Annotated in this window: 15 protein-coding genes; 3 read left to right on the top strand and 12 right to left on the bottom strand. The window is 56.3% G+C overall.

Annotated elements, in window-relative coordinates; all coding sequences use genetic code 11:
* Window positions 1–4 precede the first annotated feature (4 nt).
* The 11 genes from AC24GY_RS18920 to AC24GY_RS18870 all read right to left on the bottom strand — a co-directional run bounded on the left by AC24GY_RS18920 (window position 5) and on the right by AC24GY_RS18870 (window position 13,187).
* Window positions 5–1,573, bottom strand: coding sequence for a lipopolysaccharide biosynthesis protein (locus AC24GY_RS18920; RefSeq protein ID WP_487686384.1), 1,569 nt, complete (start codon window positions 1,571–1,573; stop codon window positions 5–7).
* A gap of 305 nt (window positions 1,574–1,878) precedes the next feature.
* Window positions 1,879–3,072 (bottom strand): alkaline phosphatase family protein, encoded by a 1,194-nt coding sequence (locus tag AC24GY_RS18915; RefSeq protein WP_487686382.1) that lies wholly within the window; start codon window positions 3,070–3,072, stop codon window positions 1,879–1,881.
* Window positions 3,073–3,083: 11 nt separating this feature from the next.
* Window positions 3,084–3,476 carry a response regulator gene (locus AC24GY_RS18910; protein ID WP_487686380.1) on the bottom strand — a complete coding sequence of 131 codons (393 nt, stop codon included), beginning with the start codon at window positions 3,474–3,476 and terminating at the stop codon, window positions 3,084–3,086.
* Complete coding sequence (locus AC24GY_RS18905; protein WP_487686378.1) at window positions 3,463–5,235, bottom strand: SpoIIE family protein phosphatase; 1,773 nt, start codon at window positions 5,233–5,235, stop codon at window positions 3,463–3,465. Before AC24GY_RS18905 ends, AC24GY_RS18910 begins: the two co-directional genes overlap by 14 nt.
* A 6-nt stretch (window positions 5,236–5,241) precedes the next feature.
* Window positions 5,242–5,535, bottom strand: coding sequence for an STAS domain-containing protein (locus AC24GY_RS18900; RefSeq protein WP_487686376.1), 294 nt, complete (start codon window positions 5,533–5,535; stop codon window positions 5,242–5,244).
* Window positions 5,536–5,538: 3 nt separating this feature from the next.
* Window positions 5,539–6,846 carry a sugar transferase gene (locus AC24GY_RS18895; protein ID WP_487686374.1) on the bottom strand — a complete coding sequence of 436 codons (1,308 nt, stop codon included), beginning with the start codon at window positions 6,844–6,846 and terminating at the stop codon, window positions 5,539–5,541.
* Window positions 6,847–6,848: 2 nt separating this feature from the next.
* The gene (locus AC24GY_RS18890) at window positions 6,849–7,604 is read right to left on the bottom strand and encodes a sugar transferase (protein ID WP_422322540.1); all 756 of its coding nucleotides are present in this window, start codon (window positions 7,602–7,604) and stop codon (window positions 6,849–6,851) included.
* Complete coding sequence (locus AC24GY_RS18885; protein WP_487686371.1) at window positions 7,604–8,857, bottom strand: glycosyltransferase family 4 protein; 1,254 nt, start codon at window positions 8,855–8,857, stop codon at window positions 7,604–7,606. The genes AC24GY_RS18890 and AC24GY_RS18885 overlap by 1 nt, the downstream gene beginning before the upstream one ends.
* Window positions 8,854–11,796, bottom strand: a complete 2,943-nt coding sequence (locus AC24GY_RS18880) for an ATP-binding protein (RefSeq protein ID WP_487686369.1) — start codon at window positions 11,794–11,796, stop codon at window positions 8,854–8,856. Before AC24GY_RS18880 ends, AC24GY_RS18885 begins: the two co-directional genes overlap by 4 nt.
* Window positions 11,797–11,837: 41 nt before the next feature.
* On the bottom strand, window positions 11,838–12,053 hold the full coding sequence (locus AC24GY_RS18875) for a hypothetical protein (protein WP_487686367.1): 216 nt from the start codon (window positions 12,051–12,053) through the stop codon (window positions 11,838–11,840).
* A 90-nt stretch (window positions 12,054–12,143) separates the two neighbouring features.
* Entirely contained in the window at window positions 12,144–13,187 is a 1,044-nt protein-coding gene (locus tag AC24GY_RS18870; protein WP_487686365.1) for a hypothetical protein, read from the bottom strand.
* A gap of 93 nt (window positions 13,188–13,280) precedes the next feature.
* Between AC24GY_RS18870 and AC24GY_RS18865 the strand changes: the two genes are divergently transcribed.
* The 3 genes from AC24GY_RS18865 (at window position 13,281) to AC24GY_RS18855 (ending at window position 16,224) form a co-directional block, all read left to right on the top strand.
* Window positions 13,281–14,045, top strand: a complete 765-nt coding sequence (locus AC24GY_RS18865; RefSeq protein WP_487686363.1) for a YdcF family protein — start codon at window positions 13,281–13,283, stop codon at window positions 14,043–14,045.
* Window positions 14,046–14,173: 128 nt separating this feature from the next.
* Window positions 14,174–15,100, top strand: a complete 927-nt coding sequence (locus tag AC24GY_RS18860; protein ID WP_487686361.1) for a glycosyltransferase family 2 protein — start codon at window positions 14,174–14,176, stop codon at window positions 15,098–15,100.
* A complete protein-coding gene (locus AC24GY_RS18855; RefSeq protein WP_487686359.1) occupies window positions 15,097–16,224 on the top strand; it encodes a glycosyltransferase family 9 protein in 1,128 nt (375 codons plus the stop codon). Before AC24GY_RS18860 ends, AC24GY_RS18855 begins: the two co-directional genes overlap by 4 nt.
* Here AC24GY_RS18855 and AC24GY_RS18850 read toward each other — a convergent pair.
* The gene (locus AC24GY_RS18850) at window positions 16,202–16,966 is read right to left on the bottom strand and encodes a class I SAM-dependent methyltransferase (RefSeq protein WP_422322556.1); all 765 of its coding nucleotides are present in this window, start codon (window positions 16,964–16,966) and stop codon (window positions 16,202–16,204) included. The genes AC24GY_RS18855 and AC24GY_RS18850 overlap by 23 nt on opposite strands.
* Window positions 16,967–17,001 lie beyond the last annotated feature (35 nt).

The raw sequence follows: 17,001 nt of genomic DNA, 5'->3' as shown, positions 1-17,001 counted from the left end.
CAGATCACGCGGTCTGAAGCGCGGGTGGATTTTTCCTGAATGGAGCGGGGAATCGTGAGCGGAGCGTCTGGCGTTCTGAAGCGGTCAATGACCAGCACCACACACAAAGGAGAGAGGTGAGTCCGCCTGCGCTTCCCATGATGAGAATGCGCAGCCAGGTGTTCTCGATCTGCAAGTTGGGGAAGAAAAGCGGTGCGCCCAGAATGAGTGCGGAGGGAATGCAGGCAATCCAGCTTGGCAGCACCGTTTCACGAAACAACTGCCATGGGTGGAGGCTCACATCCCGGGCCACCCAGGGCCAGAGCAGGCACCAGCCGAAGAAAAGGGTAGGAATGAGCGAGCCCACCGCCACGCTGACCACATTTTTAAAGATCAGCGCCAGGGTGATGCTCAATGCGAGATTCACCGCCGCCTCTCCAAGGCCCAGCCACATCAGGCGACGCTCATGACCAGACATCATGTAGATGCGTTTGCTGACGCTGTGAGTGAGCGCTGAACTGTAGAACCAGAGCAGCAGCACCTGGGCGACCTGCCAGGTTTCAGTGGCGATGTGCTTGTCTCCCGTGAGCACTTTGAGCAGGGGCTCCAGCTCAAAGGCGCAGAGAACATACAACGGTGTGGCGATGATGGCGCTCCATCGCGTGCCGCGTTGCAGCAGATCGCGAAGCGCAGAGTGGTCGCCGGTGGCATGAAGATGCGCCGCAGCGGGGGACAGGGTATCCTGCAACTGCTTGGTGAACTGAGCAAATACTTCGGCGACTTTGGCCCCGGCCTGATAGATGGCCACGGCACCGATGGAAAGAGTGGCTCCGAGCACGAGCTGGTCTGTTTTTGCCAGGACGATGTTGGTGGCGGTGCTGATGTAGGCGAAGATGGAGAAGCCCATCGTTTCACGCATGATGGACTTTGAAAAAAAGCGCGGCCGCAGCTTCACCTCTGGCATGTGGCGCAGCGCGAAGAAGGCGGATACAAGGTCTGGTGCCAGGGCAAAAAATAATGCCGTGAGCATGATGGCCAGCAGGCCCCAGCCTGCGTAAACTGCCCAGGCAATGACGGCCATGCGCAGGAGCATGGCCGTTGTGATGATGTTGTTGACGGTGCTGATGCGCTGCTGACCCCGCAGAATTTCCGGGAATATGCCCAGAGGGAACGCTAGGCCGATGGCGGCGAAGAACACGATCAGCACGATGCGAAACTCAGCATGATTGGCGGCGGACACTCCAAACGCGCGCACGATGCCATCGGCTCCGAGCGCCACGGTGGCGGCCATGAGAGCGGCCACGCCGAGATAGAAGAACAAGATGGTGCTCAGCACCTGGCTGAGCTTGTGCCATTCACCTGTGACCGAGAGTTCGGCGACACGTTTTTGTGCGGCAAAGCCAAAGCCAAAATCTAGCAAGATGCCGTAACCGAAAACGCTCCAGAGCAGAGACCAAAAGCCAAACGATTCGCGCGGAAGAGCCTGGTATAACAACCGAAAAGTAACCAGTCCGACAACGATGCCGACAAAAGTGCGCAGGTAGTTGGAGATAGCATTGCTCCAAATGTTTTGTTTGACGGTGGCGTAGGTCATCGTGAGGCTAAAAATCTCGCGGTGAGTCCTGCGCTCAACAATCCCCGCAGCTGCGGGGAATGGGTTAATAACATGGGCTCAGTGAAGGGGGAACTGAGTGTTCTCCTCACGATGGACCTGCATCATTCGAGGGCATGAGCCTGCTGTAGCAGCTCCTTGCCGAGCCTCAGCCGGAGGTTGGGAGCAACAGCAATGATGATGCGGATGGCTGCCGACGGCCGCAGGATTTAGCCACGAAGTGGCAAACATGGATTTTTGGAACCCATCCAACTTTTTCGATAGTACTGTGCCTGAGTCTGCTGATGTCAGGCTGCCAGGGCGTGGATGGAAGGCTCGGCACATTTGACCTCCGGTCGTTCCAGAGCTTTTTCCATCAGGCGATGAATGTGCGGAATGTGCGTGATGTCAGGCGGGACACTGGACGTGTTGCTAAAGAGCGTCGCGTAGCTCTGGGGATCATGCGGATGATAGCCATGCATGGCACGGATGGGACGCTCTCCCATGTGGCTGGGGACAATCAGCACGCCCTCCTGGACGAGGAAGATGAGTTCCCCAAAACGTCCGTCTGCAAAGTGAGCGCGGAAACGCTTCAGCTCTTCATCTGGCATGATGCGGCCTTCCGGAACGCCTTGCAAAACGAGGTGGATCTTCTGGCGTGCCACGTCGCTGAAAAACCAGAAGCGGGCCATCGTGCTGTCATAGACCACATTGTAGTCGGTGCCGATGCGCAGACCCAGCGCGTCGATTTTACTGCGGAGATCCAGATGCTGATCGCAGTTTGCCATGCCGTGGTCGCTGAAGACGTGAAGATTGACCTCACGGTAGTGCTTTTGAGCCACCGCCATGGTCTGGGTGATCCAGGCTTCGTACTCAGCAAGTTTGGTGTCAATCTCCGGCGATTGATTGCCCACACGATGCAGCAGGCCATCCAACCCGGCCCAGTACTGAAAGGCGAAGTCTATGCGTTCGTCTTCGATGTCGGCAATCAAGCAATCACGATTGGTTTCTTCGCTTAAATTGGGCTCGGTGACAAAATAAGGCACGCCTTTTTCCACCAGGAGATCAAACACATTGGGGCCGCGGTTCATGCCGCGTGGCTGCAGCGGGCTTTTCTTCTCGGTGAAGTCAAACAGGTGGATGAGATGGAAGGGAATGTTGTAGAGATCGAAGTAGCCTTTGAACCCAAGCGTCGATTTTACAATCTTGGTGAGATAACGCCGAACGATGCGGCGGCTGGTCAGCGCTTTGGGGAGCCAGCGCAACCAGCTCAGACTGCGGAAGGGGGAGTTCTTTGGATCATGGATGAAGTAGCACCAGTTGTGATGCTCATCTGGCCAGTGACCGCTGAGAATGCTAGGAACGCAGGTGCTGCTGTAACCGAAGACGCTTTCGAGTTTGCGACGATGCGGCGCCAGTGTGCGGAGAAACTGAGGGCGGTCCTTGATGATCTCCCACCCGCAGGCGTCGATCATGATGAAAAGATCCAGGCGTTGTTTCATACGGTGGCAAGTTAAGGTTCCAGAGGCTCGGAGGCTAAGATCAACCGCTCGACTTCACGGCGGAGCAGGGCGGGGCTGAAAGGCTTGGAGACAAACATCGTGGCGGTCTCAAATCCCTGGTACTGGCCCACTGCAAGCTGACCCCTGGAGCTGAGAATGATGACGGGAATGTCGCGTGTCGAGGGATCGGACTTCAACTCCTGCAGGGCGGCCTTGCCGTCCATCACCGGCATGATGTGATCAAGCAGAATGACGCAGGGATGCTGGCTCTTTGCCAGTTTCACAGCTTCCTGCCCGTCTCCAGCAAGCAGGATGGGGTGACCGAGCGGCTTCATGCTGAGTTCGGCCACCCGGCGCATGTGTGGCTCGTCATCGACGACGAGTATGGGTCTATCCTTTGGCATGAGACAGTGAGTTTTGGGTGTTGGCGGTGAGCGTCTGCGCACCACGGGTGATAATCATAAAGGTGGCATCGTCCTGCTGGCTTGCGGCATCGACCGCACTGCGGTGCAGACGGTGCAGGCTGTCGCGTGAAGTGCCGGCATCTGAGGCCGCCGCTGCCACGCCCCGAAGCCAGGTGTGGAGTTCATCACGACTTAGAATGCCGCCACCGGAAACCACGTCACTCAAGCCATCCGTGTGCAGGAGCACATGGGTGTATGAGGCGAGGCTGACAGAGAAATCCTGGTAGTCGGCATCAGCAGTGACACCGAGCGGTGGGCCGTCGGCGCAGACCTCTTGAATTTGACTGCCACCACTGAGGAGAAGCGGAGCATGTCCGGCACCACAGACCTGCAGCGTGAGGCCGTCTGCGCTGATATGAACGAGCTGTGCCGTAATGAACATGTCCGCCCGATCCAGCTCGGCAAACATCGCCTTGTTCAGGCGTCGCATGAGACGTGATGGCTGCGAAGCCAGATCGAGATGAGAATGCAGCAGGCTGTGAAAGGCGGTGGCAAACAATGCGGCAGGGACGCCTTTGCCCATGACATCAGCCACGACAAACAAAAGGCTGCCGTCAGGCAGGAGGATGGCATCCAGATAGTCTCCACCCACTTCCCCCACGGTGGCCAGGTGGGCCGCACAGTGGACGAAAGGTGTCTGCGGCAGCTCAGCCGGAAGCAGGGAGCGCTGAATGTCCGCGGCGATCTGCAGCTCACGCTTCATGAGGCGGGACTGATTGGCTTCATCCCGCCGGTGCAAGCCGTGCAGCAGAGCACCAAGAAAATCGCCAAGGCTGCGCACCACATTCAATTCACGTGCAGATGGTTCCCAGCGGGGTTTGAAAACACCCACAGTCAGCACGCCGGCAAGATCTCCACCGCTTTCGAGCGGATGCGAAAGTCCGCTGATATGTTCGCCTGCCTTTTGCAACGGATCTGCGGTGGCAAAGGTGGTGCTTTCGTCAAACCATTGATCCTGACGTGTGACGGCAGCACGGGTTTCAACGGCATCGTTGTTGCGAAGTTCCAGCAGAGGCTCCCAGGCGATGGCTGATGGCACACCGCCCACGATGGGAAGCCTGCAAGCTTCGGTGCCTGCCATGCGCAGCACCAAAAAATCTGCGCCTGCAAGTTCACGCAGTTCTTCAAGCCAGCGCGAAGCGAGTGCGACGGGTTCCACATCATTGCCTGCATCGGCGATGAGCCGGAAGATGTTGGCAAGCGTTTCGTAACATGAGGCGACCTCGGCGGTCATGAGTTCGAGAGTTGCCTCGGTGTCCTCCTGGGGCTTTGGGATGGATTTGCGCTGCGACTTCAGGCAGAGCACGTTGTGCCCCTTGCCACGAAGGTAAGACACGTGATCGGTGAGAGAACTGATGATGAAGAGGCCGCGTCCATGATCGCACTCATCGTCTTCAGGCAGCTCCACATGGTCAGGCCAGTCAAAGCCGCTGGTGTGATCGGTGATGCGTACTTCGATGTCGTGCGCGGACAGCGCTGCCTCGATGCGGACCGTGAGCAGAGACTGTTCGGGGGTGGCGTAATTTACTGCATTGTTCGCTGCTTCTGCCAGCACCAGCTCCCATTGCTGGCACTCGTCCTGCCGGATCTGCTGATCTGCCAGCCATTCGATGACAGAACGAACTGCATTGCGCGCATCATCCAGGGTTGCTGGAAAATCGAGCCGAAAGCCATCGAATTGCTGCTGAGGAACCGACATGAGCGATCAATCGTGGATCATTTCGAAAACGCGATGAAGTCTTGTCAGCTCGATCAACTGGCAGACGGCGGATGAAGGATTGATCAGTTTCAAACTGGCTCCACGGGCGCGGAGGTTTTTGTTCAATGTCAGCAGCACGCCGAGGCCTGAGCTGTCGATGAACCGTGTCTTGGACAAATCAATGCAGACTTCTTCATGCGCGGGTTTGATTTCAAGGTCAAGGCGGTCGCGCCAGATGCGCGCGGTAGCGGCGCAGAGTTCGGCAGGGGCGGTGATCTGGGCGGATGCGGTGAGGGTCATGGATTAGGTGCAGGTTTGGGTTGAGCTGTTGGTGGGAATGCCGTGGTCCTTGCGGGAGAGAGGCAATAAAAAGCGTGGCAGGCAGTGCATCAGAATGCGGATGTTCAACCGCAGGCTGCGATGAATGGCGTAGCATGCGCTGTGCGCGGTGTCGTTGTCAGTGCTGTGCATGCCGTCGTTCATGATGTCGGCGTAGGAGAAGATGCCTGCGGGCGCGTCGAACCACATGCGTTCAAATTCGTTGGTCAGCAGCGACGCGCGTGCCTGGGAGAGGGGACGGTTGCCCACGAGATGCATGTCGCCGCGCCAGACGGACCACAGTTCAGGCCAGCGGGAAAACAGACCAGGTGCAGAAGTAAGGGAGTATAACCGTGTGCTGGGGCTGAAGCGGTCCTGCTTGTTTGGTGGAGGCAGCACGACCTGCCGGCTCTCCAAGGCCGACTGCCATTTCACAATGCGGGTCCAAAGTGCATACAGCAGAGCCAGCGGAGAAGTCAGCAGCATCAGCAGGAGCCCGGCAATGCGGGTAAGCCAGCCGCTGCGAACACCGCCAAAAGGCTGATGACTGAGGTTGGCGAGCAGAAAGTCATCCGTCACCTCCAAGAACGAGCCCTTGCTCCAGTTTTCGATGCCGCCACCCCAAGCAAAGGAGTTTTGTACATTGGTCAGGGCGCCGACATAAGTGTTCGGTCCTACCCAGCTCTCACTGATGATGGCGTGGCGGTCAATGTAAGCGGCTTCTTCGATGACCGTGCCCGCGAGAATCTGTGCATTGTCTCCGACGATGACCTGAGGGCCGATCCAGACCGGGCCTTCGATTTTTGCCGTGGCTGCAATTCGCGCCCGTGTGCTGACATGCACCTCTGGAGCGATCTCGCGCATGGTCAGGTGTGATTCGGGCGGGGTGCCACGCAGATTGCCCAGCATGATTTCGAACAAAGCGGCGGAGCTTTCCCACAGCGGCTTGTGCGGCATCGACGGCAGGGTGTCCAGCGTGATGATGTTGGGAGCTGTTCCCAATGAGTCTTTGCCTGTGAAACGCAACCGTGTTTCTTCAATGCTGGGCTCGCGTTTGACAGACAGAACGGTGATGGACAACCCCCAGCGTCCCCCTTGATCCACGGCATGCCGAATCTCCTGCGGCCGGTCGGCTGCCAGAATGGTGGCGTGCTTGACTCCTGCTGCGGCGAGATGCTCCAGCCAGAGATCCAGCAAAGTGCGGCCCAAAACGGGCCAGAGAGCGAGAGGACGAATGCGACGGGCAAACCCGGCGCATTTACGATAATCCGGGCAGATGATAAAAACGTCCATGGTTACATGCCTTTGCCCAACACGATGGCTGGAATGGTTTTGAGCAGGATCCAGAGATCCCGGAGGAAGGAGTGGCTTTCGATGTAGCGCACATCGAGGGAGACCTGCTCGCCGAAGTCGATGTTGTTACGGTCGCCGATTTCCCAGAAGCGGCCTTCACGCTCACCGACCTGCCACAGGCAGGTGATGCCTGGCTTGGCATGGAGACGGCGGCGGTCGGCGCTGGAATAGAGCGCCGCCTCACGTGGCAGGCAGGGACGCGGACCGACGATGGACATGTCTCCCCTGAGCACATTGAGGAACTGAGGCAGTTCGTCGATGGACGCTTTGCGAATGAAGCGTCCGATGGGCGTGACGCGCGGGTCGTTCTTCATCTTGAAGGTGACGCCTTGAGATTTTTCGTTTTGGGCAAGGAGCTGGTTCAGCCTGGCTTCTGCATCAATGCACATGGAACGGAACTTCAGCATTTCGAAGTCACGGCCATTGAATCCGATGCGCCGCTGTTTGAAAAAAACGGGACCTCCGTCCCTGCGGATCAGAAGGGCGATGACGGTCATCAGCGGTGCGGCAAGGATCAATGCGATGATGCTGATCAAGATATCGAACAGTCGTTTGACGGCGTGTGTGCCGTTCACGACAGCGAGCCACATGCAGCGTTTGAAACGCATGGCAAAGCGCATTCTCAGGCGCCCCAGCCGGCTCTGGGCCTTGAGGATGCGCCGCACTTGGGGTTCATCGGAAACGGACGTTTTTTTCATTACGCAGGAACTGTAATGGCGGGCTTTGAACTGTAACCCCCCTCAAGTGGGGGACTGTGAGGTGAGCACCGGCTGGATTCGCCGATGGCACGTTCAAACATCGTCTCAAGACCAGCGATGTAAGCGGGGAAATCGTAGCGTGCGCTGACAAGCCGGAGGCCGTTTTCACCGAGCTGCTTTGCCCGCGCTTTGTTTTGCAGCAGGTCATCGAGGCCGGCGGCAAATGCATCACGATTCATCCATGGAACGAGATGGCCGTTGAATCCGTCTTTGAGCCAGTCCTTGATGCCACCGGCGTCAAACGCCACGACTGGCAGCGCGTAACGCATGACTTCGAGGCCGATGGTGGCGATCGGCTCCGGCCAAACACTGCTGAGTGCGACGACGCTGCATTCGCGGTAGTAGGCCTTGAGTTCCTCCTGCGGAATGAAACCTTTGAAATGAACACGGTCTTCAAGGCCAAGTTTCCGGCTCAGCTCCTCGCAGTAGGCCTTGTGATTGCCATCGCCTAGAATAATGCATTCAAACTTGGACTTTACCCTGGCGAGGGATTCCAGCAGCACGTCCACCCCTTTGCCACGAATGATCTGGCCGGCGTAGAGAATGAGATTGCGGTCGCTGAAGGTGCTGCGCAAGTTGGGGTCGCCCATGCGAGGTACCGGGGCATGGATTTCAATGCGTTCGGCGTCGAAGCCGTTGTGAAGCAGTTCATCACGCATGTATTCCGTGACCACCGCCATGCGGTGAAAGCGACGGTTGAGAGCGATTTCGCGCTGCTTGGCATGGTAGCTGACCCATTTGAGCGGGAATCCGCCGCTGTTGTTTTTAACGATACAAGCGCCACAGCCAAACACGCAGTAGAGGGAGGCTGCACGAGTACAGATTTTGCGGGAGAAGTAATGATACTTGTAGCTGCGCATGCAGTAGATGTCGTGATCATGCACCATGCGAACGAGAGGCAGTCCGCTGTCCACCAGGGTCTGAATCACTTCGAGATCTGCCATTTTGTGTACATAGACCGCGTCAGGCCGAAACGCTGCGAGGGCAGCACGAGTCTGGTCGGCGGTGTCGCCTGACAGAGCAAAGCGTTCGTCGAACACGCGGCTCCAGCCGTCTTCGTTTTTGCCAGTGCCTGGGCCGTGCAAAATGCCAGTGTGATGGCCTCGCGCGCTGAGTTCTTGAGCGGTGATGAAGGCGTTTGCCTCAGCGCCTGCCAGGGCACCAAACCGTTCGTGGACATATAGGATTTTCATGAGGTGATGGTGGTGGTGCGGAGATGAGTCAATTCTTCACGCAAGGAGGGTTCGGCCGTGGCAAAACCACGCCTGATCTGCGCTACTAGAAATGGCTGGTCGGCACGACTGTTAGATTCAGCGAGGTGCTCGAGATCGCGGCACAGGGAATGAATGTGAGTGAGGCCGAACAGCGAACTGCTGCCTTTCAATGAATGTGCGGTGCGCTGAAGCGCGGGCTGATCCTGACCCGCCGCGAGTTTTTCAAGGTCCGTGATGCGTTCCGGCGTGTCTTTGAGCCAGTTCTCGATCAATTCTGCTGTGTCTTCGACGCTCAATTCATCCGCCAGCAGTTTGACGGCATCTTTGGCGGTGCTGACTTCTTCTTCGGTCCAGCCGCTGATGTTCTCCGGCTCTTTGGCAGGCTCGAGAACATGAATCCGTGAGAGAGCCTCGATGAGCGCCTTGGCTCGCAACGGTTTGGAAATGTAGTCATCCATGCCTGCTTCGAAGCAGCGCTCACGCTCGCCATCCATGACGTTCGCCGTCATGGCGATGATGCGGCAGCGCGGGCGCTGCCAGTGTGTGCTGGCTTCGATTTCACGAATGGCACGTGTGGCCTCGTGGCCGTCCATGTGTGGCATGTGGCAGTCCATCAGGATGGCGTCATAAGCACGCGCGGCAAATTGATCGACGGCCTGCTCTCCATCACGGGCCACGTCGGCGCTGAAGCCGTGCTTTTCCAGCATCATGATGGCCATGCGCAGATTGACTTCATTATCTTCGACGACCAGCAGACGTGGTTTGAACGCGCAAGGTGGATGGAGCGACTCTTCTTGAGATTTTGCGTTGAGTTCATTTTCGGCCTGCTTTTCAGCCTCGGAGTCTTCACGCACAGGCAGCCTGAACCAGAAGCGCGAGCCGAGACCCGGCGTGCTGACCACGCCGATGGAGCCTCCCATCAGTTCCACGAGGCGTTTGCTGATGGCAAGGCCGAGACCCGTGCCGCCGAAGCGTCGGGTGGTGGAGCTGTCCACTTGTGAGAATGCCTGAAACAGCTTGCGTTGCTGCTCCTCATTCATGCCGATGCCGCTGTCGATCACACTGATCTCGATTTGCTCTGGTTCGCCTTCTGGAATGGTCACGCGGCTGACATGAATGCATATGCTGCCGCGATCAGTGAATTTGATGCCGTTGCCGACGAGATTCATCAGAATCTGACGAAGACGGCCAGGATCACCTCTGAGGGCGAGAGGCACATTGGGATCGATCTCCACTTTCAGTTCGACACCGCGTGAGATGGCTTTGTGCTGCAGCAGGCCCACGACACCATCGACGATGGAATCCAAGCGGCAGATTTCATCGACGAGGTCCAGTCTGCGCGCCTCGATTTTGGAAAAATCGAGGATGTCTTCGATAATGGTCATGAGTGCTTCACCGCTTTGGCGCACCGCATCCACCATTTCATGCTGCCTGGAATCCAATTGCGTATCGAGCAACAGGGAGGACATGCCTATGATGCCGTTCATCGGGGTTCGGATTTCGTGGCTCATGGTGGCCAGGAACTCGCTCTTGGCGCGATTGGCACTTTCTGCAGCCTCCTTGGCACTCACCAAGTTTTGCTCCACGCACTTGCGCACGATGAACTGGCCCAACTGGTTGCCGATGCCTGAGAATGCCTCCAGCAAAGATTCCTCCGGGGCGTGTGCGTCACAGCTGAACAATTCAAGGACTCCGAGAATGTCTCCCTGAGCCACGATGGGGAACGCGATGGCACCGTGCAAATGGCACTTCTTGGCCATGCCTGAGCGCGGGCACTCGGCGTGTTCCGCCACGTCCCGTATCCACTGCGGCTCTCCACTATGCAGAACGATACCCGGCAATCCGTGGCCGGCTTTAAAGGTCAAAGACAGTGAAAGCTCCACAAAGGGGGTGATGTCCTTGAGCGGTGAATGCCAGATTTCCGCGAGATGCAGATTCTGCTGATCAGCATCCAGCATCCATAGTGATCCTGCGATCCAGCCGAGCTGGTTGCAGATAAGCTGAATGACCTTTGCCGCAGCCTGGCGAATCGAATCAGCCTCGGCCAGTGCGCGACTGGTGGAGAACTGCAACGCACGACGCTGATCTGCCTGCCGACGCTGGGTGACATCGCTTTCGATGGACATGAAGTTGACCACTTCGCCTGCTTCGTTGCGAATCGGCTGGATTTCGATCGAAGACCAGTATTTGCTGCCGGAGCGGTGATAATTGAGCATCTCGACGCGAAACCCGCGCTGCTGCTGCAGGCATTGGTTCATGAAGTTGTCCGCACCAGGGTCTGCCTCAGGACAGCGCAAAAAGTCTCCGGGCTGACGTCCAATAACTTCCTCCAACTGCCAGCCGGTCATCCGGGTAAAGCCTTCATTCACCCACTCGATGTGCCCCGCTGCATCCGTGACGATCACTGCGTTGTCTGTTCTTGCCGCGACAAGTGCCAGCTTGTGGGATTGTTCCTCCTGTTCGCGCATTTGGATGCGCTGCTCTGTGAGCTGGCTGGCCAGACGCTGCAAATCCGTGGTCACTTTGCGCTGCATCTGCAGCACCTGCAGCAGATCCAGAGTCTGGTCATGCACGGCAAAGTCCTGGGTCGTCAGGCCCATCTGATGGGCCTGGTCCGGCTCCGTAAGCCAGGGCGAGGCAAGCATGATGCCGCGCCGAGGACGATCGAGGAGCATGACCTGGCCACGCAGGATCACTCTTTGTCTCCGGTCTTCGAGTAGAAAGAGGCGTTCCGGATTGGCACGCGCATGGGCGTCACAAAATTCCCCTTCGGGACTTTGTGAATGGAAGACATCCTGCAACCGGGCTCCGGGCACTGCCTGCGGGCAGATTTTTAGCAGAGAGGAACCGGACTCTGTGATGATGTCATTGGCATCCCAGGCAAAGTAGAACGGGAACACCCGGGCGAAGTCCCGCATGCTGACATGTCCGTAGTCCAAAGAGCTGGAACTTGCCCTGTTCATGCCGCGAGTGATGTCCAGCGCACTTCGAAGGCATCAGATCCAGCCCAGGATGCTTGCAATTCGGTCAGACTAACAGTGAGTGGTGTGTCATCGGATCGATATGAAACTGGCACTGAGATGGATTTCAAAAATGCAGCATTGCCTGCACGAAAATCAATTCCGTGTTTGGCGGCGGGGTCATCTTCAATGTCTTTATTGCGAATGATGTACATGCGAAGAGAAACGGGGTTTCGCAAATATCGCAGTTCATGCCGGGCAGTCATTCCCCGCAGATGCGGGGAATCATTACATGCCAGGCTGATTTATTGACGGCTTGCTCCTTGATTGAGCTTCTCGGTCAGGTCCTCACGCGGCACCAAGCGAAGCTGGTGGATTTGCAGGGAGGCCGTAGGCTCTCCTGCCGCCAGAAAGAGGACCAACTGGTGTACATGCTGGGGCAGATTGGAGCTTGGCCATTGGATTTGAATTTGGTGTCGGCCCGGCTTCATCCACGCTCCGGCCCGAAGGCGTGGCCCTGCTGCACTGTTTAAGTCGAGCCGCAATCCCACTTCGACTGCCGCCGAAGCTTCCAACGTTCCGTCAATCTCCAAGCGATCAAAGGACGTCCAATCACGATCGAGGGTATCTAGATGCGCGCTGGCCGCTTTTTGACCGGTGCGTTCCAGGATCATTTGGCCATGTTGCTTGATTTGCTGGCTGTAGACATCCCCCGCGGGTTCTAATGACCAAAAAAAGCCTCCTAATTCTTCGGTGAAATTAGTCAGCACAGGAAACCATCTCTCAGCAGACTGTCTTGCCATCATGACCTTCGCTGTCCATCCCAAAGGCGGTGATAGAAGGCCAACCATGGCCAGAACGCGCACGATTACTCGCAGCCACATTGAATGAAACATGACGGCACTGTTCCAGAGGGTGGCGGCGCCAATCCCTGCCATGCCCCACATGAAATCCCCCATGTCTGCGGTGCGGTGAAACCAAGGTTGGACGATTTCCACCAAGGCGGCCAGAAGAGATGCGGACAGGGCAGCCGATAACAGGCGGCGCTTGTTCTTGCGGATAATGGATCTGCACAAGACCTCCAGCGCCACACAGCAGACTCCCATCATGGGTACATGCATGCGGTTGAGGAACTCAGCTCGCCAGCCTGCATTCCAGCCCTCTGGTAATGGCAGCATAAAAGCGACGCCCAAACCGACCAAAATGGATGACCGAACCAAAGAAGGCAGAGATAAACGCTTCAAACCGGGTGATTTCAAATGAGATGTAGTGATCAGATTACCGCGGAGAAAAAGTCTGGCAATTGCCATGATGCCGAAGCAACGAAAAGATTTGAGCGGGATAATCAAGGGCGGTTTCCATGGCGAAAGCAGAGGCATTTATTTACCGCAGTGGTTGCAGAGTAAACCTTGGCTATTCTACTCTTGTGGGTGAACACGTTTTTGAAAACCGCCCTGCATTTCACTCAGCCCTTATGTTTAATCTGGCTTCTGCTAGGGCTTTGGCTGCTGCGGCTGTTTTGGAACCGTCGTTGCACCAGCTTGTGGATGCCTGCTTTATCTTGGTTGTTGCTCACGGTCGTCTCCTGCACGCCAATAGCATCCATTCTCCTGGCAAATCTTGAGGATCAAATTCCCAAGGTTCAATTGAAGCAACTCCCGGCGGCGGATGCGATTCTTTGTCTTGGTGGTGGCGTTGAGCCCTCATTGTCAGAGCCCATGGGATTTCATCTGAAAATTGGAGCTGACCGCCTGAGCACAGCACTCACACTGGCGGCCGCAGGGAAGGCTCCATTGCTGATATTGGGAGGTGGCGGATATCCGCATGAGGGGCGGATGTTTTCTGAGGCGGATGCAGTTCGTGACTACCTCGCGGTTCACGTCCATCTCAAAATCCAATTACACAGCATCGGAGCATGCAGTGACACGCATGATGAGGCTTTGAAGGTCGCGGCGCTGATGAAGCAGAGTGGTTTGAAGCGGCTTCTGCTCGTCACCAGCGCGAGCCATATGCCGCGTGCTGTGGCCACCTTCAGTAAGGCCGGCGTTCTGGTGATTCCAGTCCCCTGCAACTACCTCAGCAGCCTCAATCATCTGGGTGATCTTCACTGGTTGCATTGGCCCAGCTATCATGGGTTTGAGATTTTTGCTTTCTGGATGCACGAGATCATCGGCCATTACGTGTACCTTTGGCGCGGATGGATTTGAGCAGGCATCCCCAGGTTTGGCATTTGGATGAAACAAAGCCTTCTCGTTGCACAAAGGTGTTCTCCGAGTAACTGATCGTACGATCTGCTCTTCCTTGCAGTTCAGGAACAGAAAATCGCTACTCCTGCATGGAATCCGAACCTCACGGTTGCCCGACACCTGTCTTATTTTTGATTCATCGACGTCCTCAACTCACCGCCAGAAGCTTTGCGGCTATTCGGCAGGCGAGGCCTGAGCACCTTTTGGTGGCTGCTGATGGGCCGGAAGACGATGCACTTTGCCAAGAGACGAGAAGGCTGGTGAAAGAGGGGATCGACTGGCCCTGCAATGTTCAAACCCGGTTCTCAGCTGCACGCTTAGGCTGTAGAAATGCCGTCTCGCAAGCCCTCGACTGGGCATTTGCCGAACATGAGCGTGTGATTGTGCTGGAGGACGACTGTCTGCCGGAGCCTTCCTTTTTTTGTTTCTGCACGGAACTGCTGGCGCACTATCAGGATGAAGAAAGGGTGATGCAGATCTGCGGCAGCAATCTCAGCGGTCATGCCGCGCAGGATGGCAGCAGCTATTATAGTTCGCGTTTCGCCACAATATGGGGGTGGGCAAGCTGGCGCAGGGCATGGAAGCAGTACGACGTGACACTGCAACGGTGGATGGAGCAGGGTTCAAACGCACGTTTGGAGGCAGCATGTAAGTTCCAAGGGGAGGCTGCGTGGAGAAAAGAGCTGTATGACGGTGCTGCTACGGGTGCCATAGATACCTGGGATATTGCATGGGAATTTGCCCAGCAGAATTGCAATGGGATTTGTCTAATTCCATCAGTCAATCTGGTTTCCAATCTCGGATGGGGGCTCGGAGCAACGCATACACATGATGTTCACGACGCACGCGCTTGCATGAAAACTAGCCCGATCGATTTTCCTCTCCGGCATCCTTGCCACCTGGCAACCTACGATCAGGCTGACAGGAGCTATTTTAATCATTATTGCCGCCGCCCAGCCTTGCTCATTCGACTTGGTCGGAAGATAGTTCGCCTATTGAGGAGAATGATGCGATGAGCGAGGTGCTTCTGAAAGCGAGGGCGCTGGCCTATCGGCTGGCAGTCACCACGGTGAAGATTTTGGTGCGTCCTCGCCGTCCTGTTTTCTATCGTCTTGCCATTCTTAAACTGGACAGGATTGGCGATGCTGTGTTGTCGCTGGGTGCGGTGAGAAAACTTCTGTCCGTCTTTCGGGAGGATGAGACTCTTTTGATCGTGTCCAGCATGGCAGCCCCCCTTTACCGCATGGAGTTTCCAGCAGTAAAACTGTTGTTGATGCCGGCTTTTTGTGAACGGTTTTGGCCGGACTTCTTGAGCCGGATCGTGCGGTATGCTTGTTCACTTCGTGCCATTGAAGCTGAGCATCTCGTGTGCTTGCGTCACCAGCACTCGGACTATTTGCATGCAATCGCCATGATGATCAATGCCGATCAATGCCATGCCTCCAGATGGGAGGGAAACATGGAGCGCACGAGTTTGTCATTCCCGAGATGTCTGATGAGTTCTTATCCGGCCAAATCGCCAGATGCTTGTTTGGAATTGGAGGCGCATCGTCGTGTTGTCGAGAGTGTCCTGGCCTCCAGTGTAGTTATCGATGAGATGATGCCCAAGTTAAGGCATGTCAAGGTCGTGGACGGAGACTCGCTCCTTGTATGCCCGGTGGCAGGGGACCCGATCCGCCAGTATCCGGCAGATCTCTTGGCAGAATCCATTCAGTTGTTCCTGCAACAGTGGCCCAGCATGCCAGTGCAAGTTTGTTTGCCGCCCGGTTCGGACCAGAAGCATTGGGAAGTTGCATTGCAAAACAGGCGGATACCTGGGGTCCAATGGCTTCTTCCAAACGATTTAGAAACTCTGATCAATCTCATTGCCCGTGCACGGATCGTCCTCGCACCAGATTCTGCGCCGTCCCACATCGCGACGACTCTTGATAAGCCGGGCGTGTTTATCCTTGGCGGAGGGCATTTTGGAATGTTTGCGCCATGGAGCAAAAGTGAACGCCAAACATGGCTGAACCATGCCATGGATTGCTACCAATGCCGGTGGAACTGCACACAGCCCGAACCATACTGTATCACACAGATTGCTCCTGCTGAGATTGCGCGATCTCTATCCGCAGTCATGGTGTGCGAGGCTCTTTAGAGGTGAGATGATCACTCCAGGTAAGGCTGCGTCCTCTCATTTTGACTCGTGCATAAATGGAAAGCAGTTTGCGAGCCCACTTGTTCTTCAGGATAAGCCGGGTGGTCGGAGAAAAATGGGCGTCGCTAAAGACATGCAGCCCGGGATTGACCTGATAGTAGCGACAGTGAAGACGTGCCGCCAGAAACTCCAAGGAACGACGCTCGTAAAAAGTGATGTGCTGGCCTGCGTCGAATGCATAGTACCACCAGTCTTTGGATGGATAAGTGGCTTGGAATGTGAGGGTTGAAAAGACCAAGGTGCGGCAGTTGTACTTCTCGAACTGCTGTTCAATGAACTCCAGCGGATTGTAAATGTGCTCAAGAACTTCGAATGCAAATAGCGCATCTGCATTGCATGAGGAAGGTGGCTCGAAAGTGCTTGCGAAGAGGTTTGGGCAATAGGGGTCGGTGGTAAAGCAGTCAAACCCCTTGTCCCTCAACAGGCGTGTCAGAAGGCCGTATCCACCTGCCAGATCCACATAACGCGCATTGCCAGAAAAGGTAAGGGGCAGAAATGTTTGCAAAAACTGTCTGTTCTCGATGTTGCGAGCCACCAGACCGGTGTCTCCAGAGGAGATGGGTTCCCGATAGGCTTCTTCCAGCCAGTAGGGTGCTTCCGTTTGAAGCAGGCCGCAGACAGGGCACGAATAATAACTCACGTTGAGTCGGCCAAGCACGGTTTCCCGAAAGGCGAACTCCATCGGAGTTTGCGAAACTGGACAGAGGATGTCCGCTA

The sequence above is a fragment of the Prosthecobacter sp. Pr1 genome, from assembly GCF_057652315.1.
Note: the sequence above shows the minus strand (reverse complement) of the source record. Positions and strands in the feature narration are given on the sequence as shown.

Excerpts from the sequence above, each read along its gene's own strand:
- AC24GY_RS18850 (WP_422322556.1), bottom strand. The coding sequence starts at position 16,966 with ATGGAGTTCGCCTTTCGGGAAACCGTGCTTGGCCGACTCAACGTGAGT.
- AC24GY_RS18890 (WP_422322540.1), bottom strand. The coding sequence starts at position 7,604 with ATGAAAAAAACGTCCGTTTCCGATGAACCCCAAGTGCGGCGCATCCTC.
- AC24GY_RS18860 (WP_487686361.1), top strand. The coding sequence starts at position 14,174 with ATGGAATCCGAACCTCACGGTTGCCCGACACCTGTCTTATTTTTGATT.
- AC24GY_RS18900 (WP_487686376.1), bottom strand. The coding sequence starts at position 5,535 with ATGACCCTCACCGCATCCGCCCAGATCACCGCCCCTGCCGAACTCTGC.
- AC24GY_RS18885 (WP_487686371.1), bottom strand. The coding sequence starts at position 8,857 with ATGAAAATCCTATATGTCCACGAACGGTTTGGTGCCCTGGCAGGCGCT.
- AC24GY_RS18895 (WP_487686374.1), bottom strand. The coding sequence starts at position 6,846 with ATGGACGTTTTTATCATCTGCCCGGATTATCGTAAATGCGCCGGGTTT.
- AC24GY_RS18905 (WP_487686378.1), bottom strand. The coding sequence starts at position 5,235 with ATGTCGGTTCCTCAGCAGCAATTCGATGGCTTTCGGCTCGATTTTCCA.
- AC24GY_RS18855 (WP_487686359.1), top strand. The coding sequence starts at position 15,097 with ATGAGCGAGGTGCTTCTGAAAGCGAGGGCGCTGGCCTATCGGCTGGCA.
- AC24GY_RS18915 (WP_487686382.1), bottom strand. The coding sequence starts at position 3,072 with ATGAAACAACGCCTGGATCTTTTCATCATGATCGACGCCTGCGGGTGG.
- AC24GY_RS18910 (WP_487686380.1), bottom strand. The coding sequence starts at position 3,476 with ATGCCAAAGGATAGACCCATACTCGTCGTCGATGACGAGCCACACATG.
- AC24GY_RS18920 (WP_487686384.1), bottom strand. The coding sequence starts at position 1,573 with ATGACCTACGCCACCGTCAAACAAAACATTTGGAGCAATGCTATCTCC.
- AC24GY_RS18880 (WP_487686369.1), bottom strand. The coding sequence starts at position 11,796 with ATGCGGGACTTCGCCCGGGTGTTCCCGTTCTACTTTGCCTGGGATGCC.
- AC24GY_RS18875 (WP_487686367.1), bottom strand. The coding sequence starts at position 12,053 with ATGTACATCATTCGCAATAAAGACATTGAAGATGACCCCGCCGCCAAA.